Consider the following 3437-nt stretch of genomic DNA (forward strand, 5'->3'; position numbering starts at 1 on the left):
AGGTACCGGTGCTGCCGGTCTCCAGTTGCTGTGATGCCATCAGTGGCTCTCCCTGTTCGAAGTGGCGGAGTGTGCGGCGGCGGCCGGGGCGGCAGGTCCACGGGTGTCCCCGGAGAGCAGCAGGTAGAGGGCCGCCATCCGGATGGAAACGCCGTTGCGCACCTGGGCCAGCACGGTGGATCGGGGCGAATCGGCGGCGGCCGCGGAAATCTCCAGCCCGCGGTTCATCGGGCCCGGATGCATGATGATGGTGTCCTTGAGGCCCAGCCGGTCAAGGGAACGGAGGCGGTTGTCGTCGAAGCCCCAGCGCCGCGAGTACTCGCGGGTGCTCGGGAAGTAGGAGGCGTTCATGCGCTCGCCCTGGACACGGAGCATCATCATCGCATCGACGCCGCCGGCGAGGGTCTCGTCGAGGTCGTAGCTAACCTCGCAGGGCCATTGTTCGACGCCGACGGGGAGCAGCGTGGGCGGCGCCACGAGGGTCACCGTGGCGCCCAGGGTGCGCAGCAGCCAGACGTTGGAGCGGGCGACCCGGGAGTGCAGCACGTCCCCGGCGATCGCGACCCGCATGCCTTGCAGGTCCGCGCCGGCGGAGGGGGTGCCGGCGAGTTTCGACCAGTGCCGGCGCATGGTGAACGCGTCCAGCAGCGCCTGGGTGGGGTGCTCGTGGGTGCCGTCGCCGGCGTTGATGACGGCGGCGTCGATCCAGTCGGTCGCGGCCAGCCGGTGCGGGGCTCCGGACGCCCAGTGCCGGATGACGACGGCGTCGGCCCCCATCGCGGCGAGCGTCTGGGCCGTGTCCTTGAGCGATTCGCCCTTGGAGACGGAGGAACCCTTGGCGGCGAAGTTGATGACGTCCGCGGAGAGCCGCTTGGCGGCGGCTTCGAAGGAGATCCGGGTGCGGGTGGAGTCCTCGAAGAAGAGGTTCACTACCGTGCGGCCGCGCAACGCGGGGAGCTTCTTGACCTCGCGCTCCCCCACCGCTGYCATCTCTTCGGCGGTATCGAGGATGCGGATCGCGTCGGCGTAGCCGAGGTCTTCGGTGGCGAGCAGGTGTTTCATGCGGTGGCCTCGATGACCACTTCATTCACGGGTGTACCGTCGCGACCGTCGGCGGCCGAGTCGGTTTCTTCGAGCCGGACGCGGACTTTCTCCGCGGAAGAGGTGGGGAGGTTTTTCCCGACGTGGTCGGCGCGGATCGGCAGCTCGCGGTGGCCCCGGTCGATCAGGACTGCGAGGCGGACGATCCGGGGGCGGCCCAGGTCGATGAGCGCGTCCAGCGCGGCGCGGATGGTGCGGCCGGAGTAGAGGACGTCGTCGATCAGCACCACCACCTTGTTGTCGATCCCGGTGCGGGGCAACTGGGTGGGGTAGGGCGGCCGGGTGGCCTGGTGGGAGAGGTCATCGCGGAACATGGTGACATCCAGCTGGCCCACAATCGCGGCAGGATCCACGGTGGGATCGGCGGCGGCGATCTTGGCCGCGAGCCGGACAGCGAGCGGATAGCCGCGCCGCGGAATGCCAAGCAGGACCAGGTCCTGGGAGCCCTTGTTGGACTCGAGGATCTCATGGGCGATACGAGTGAGTGCACGGTCGATATCAGCCTGGTTGAGGACAACCCTGCTGAGCTGGACCTTGGCCGGAACCGGTGCTTCTGGGACAGAAGTCAACGCTCGTCTCCCCTTTCCCCGCCTCACGGGACGGAATTAAAAAAGGATTATTTGCGCCTCCAAATTACCACAGGGGCCGCCGCGACTCCCCGTCCGGATAGGGCGGCGTCCGTCACATCCGGTCCGGTTTGGGCGGTCAAGCGCAGGGGCCGGTGCCCGCCCGAAGGCGGCCACCGGCCCCGATGTTGCCTGTGGCGCGATCTGTCAGGCCAGCAGCGACGGCTTCAGCTGCTGCAGACGGCCCAGCAAGCCGTTGATGAATGACGGCGACTCGTCCGTGGAAAGCGTTTTGGCCAGCGCGACGGCCTCGCTCACGGCGACGCCGTCCGGGACGTCGTCGTTGTAGAGCAGCTCCCAGGTTCCGATCCGCAGGATGATGCGGTCCACCGAGGGCATGCGCTCCAGCGACCAGCCCTGCGAATAGGTTTCGAGGAACTCGTCGATCGCCGCCTGGTGGGAGACGACGCCCTCGACGATCTCCAGGGTGTAGGGGTTGATGATTTGATCCGTCTGTTCGCGACGGGAGCGCAGCACATCGAAGGCTGAAGCGGAGCGTTGCTCCGCCTCAAAGAGAACATCCAGGGCCCGGTTGCGGGCCTTACCGCGGGCGCTCACTAGTCGTTGACCCGGCCAAGGTAGCTGCCGTCGCGGGTGTCGACCTTGACCTTGGTGTTGTTCTCGACGAACAGCGGCACCTGGATCTCGTAGCCGGTCTCCAGGGTGGCGGGCTTGGTACCGGCAGAGGAGCGGTCACCCTGCAGGCCGGGTTCGGTGTAGGTGATTTCCAGCACGACGCTCGGCGGCAGTTCGATGTAAAGCGGGTTGCCCTCGTGGATGGCGATGTTYACCATCTGGTTCTCGAGCATGAAGTTGGTGGCGTCGCCGACGGTTGCGCCGGGGACGGTGAGCTGGTCGAAGTCCGAGGTGTCCATGAACACGAAGTCGGCGCCGTCCTGGTACAAGTACTGGTAATCGCGGCGGTCAACCGTGGCGGTCTCGATCTTGAGGCCGGCGTTGAAGGTCTTGTCGACGACCTTGCCCGACATCACGTTGCGCATCTTGGTGCGGACAAACGCACCACCCTTGCCGGGCTTCACGTGCTGGAACTCGATGATGTTCCAGAGCTGGCCCTCAAGCTTCAGCACGGTTCCATTCTTGATGTCGTTAGTCGTTGCCACAATATCCTCTGGTTTCTTTGTCCGCTGGTTTCAAGCCGCCAGCCGCTTATGCCAGGCAGGCATGCCGGTCGGGCCTGCCAGCGCGTATTTATCAAAAATCCAAAAACTATTCTACCGGTTCCGCCGGCCTGCTGCCGGACGGGCCGCCGGACGGGGCAATCAGCAGGCGAGGTCGAGGACGTTCCGGGCGCGCTGCAGCGCCACGGTCGAGGAGTAGATCAGGGCGGCGTCAGCGGAGTCCGCGACGCGCAGATCCAGCGCCTTGGCGAAGGATTCGACGGCGGCGGCAATGTTGCCGGCGGCGAAATAGGACCGGCCGAGGTGCTGCCGGACCACGGCCTCAGCCGGGGTGCCGTGGGCTTCGGCCAGGAGCTGGCGGTAGAGCTCAACGGCGCGGTCGAAGCGGTGCGATACCCGCAGGACCTCCGCCTCGAACATCCGCAGCCGGAAGGAGTCCGGGTCCTTGTAGCGGGCCTCGGCTAGTAGGTCGGCAGCCTCGCCCGGGTGGCCCTGCACGAGGCGCACGAAGATCAGGTCGGTGGGGTCGGTCGAGGCGGCCAGTGCCGCCGCGCAGGCGTCCTCGTTGACC

At 66.8% G+C, this 3437-nt stretch carries 5 protein-coding genes; all 5 read right to left on the bottom strand.

Features of this window, described 5'->3' with window-relative positions:
* Positions 1-39: 39 nt before the first annotated feature.
* Complete coding sequence (locus AB4Y86_RS14995; protein WP_441402993.1) at positions 40-1062, bottom strand: aspartate carbamoyltransferase catalytic subunit; 1023 nt, start codon at positions 1060-1062, stop codon at positions 40-42.
* On the bottom strand, positions 1059-1670 hold the full coding sequence (pyrR, locus tag AB4Y86_RS15000) for a bifunctional pyr operon transcriptional regulator/uracil phosphoribosyltransferase PyrR (RefSeq protein WP_441402994.1): 612 nt from the start codon (positions 1668-1670) through the stop codon (positions 1059-1061). Before pyrR ends, AB4Y86_RS14995 begins: the two co-directional genes overlap by 4 nt.
* A gap of 204 nt (positions 1671-1874) precedes the next feature.
* Complete coding sequence (gene nusB, locus AB4Y86_RS15005; protein WP_441402995.1) at positions 1875-2285, bottom strand: transcription antitermination factor NusB; 411 nt, start codon at positions 2283-2285, stop codon at positions 1875-1877.
* Positions 2285-2848: an elongation factor P gene (efp, locus tag AB4Y86_RS15010; protein ID WP_024368580.1), complete on the bottom strand. Its 564-nt coding sequence runs from the start codon at positions 2846-2848 to the stop codon at positions 2285-2287. Before efp ends, nusB begins: the two co-directional genes overlap by 1 nt.
* Positions 2849-3007: 159 nt before the next feature.
* Positions 3008-3437: tetratricopeptide repeat protein (locus tag AB4Y86_RS15015; RefSeq protein ID WP_441402996.1), on the bottom strand; the 430-nt coding region annotated here is incomplete at its 5' end.

The sequence above is a fragment of the Arthrobacter sp. 2YAF22_2 genome (genome assembly GCF_052114645.1).
In the GTDB taxonomy this organism is placed as follows: domain Bacteria; phylum Actinomycetota; class Actinomycetes; order Actinomycetales; family Micrococcaceae; genus Arthrobacter.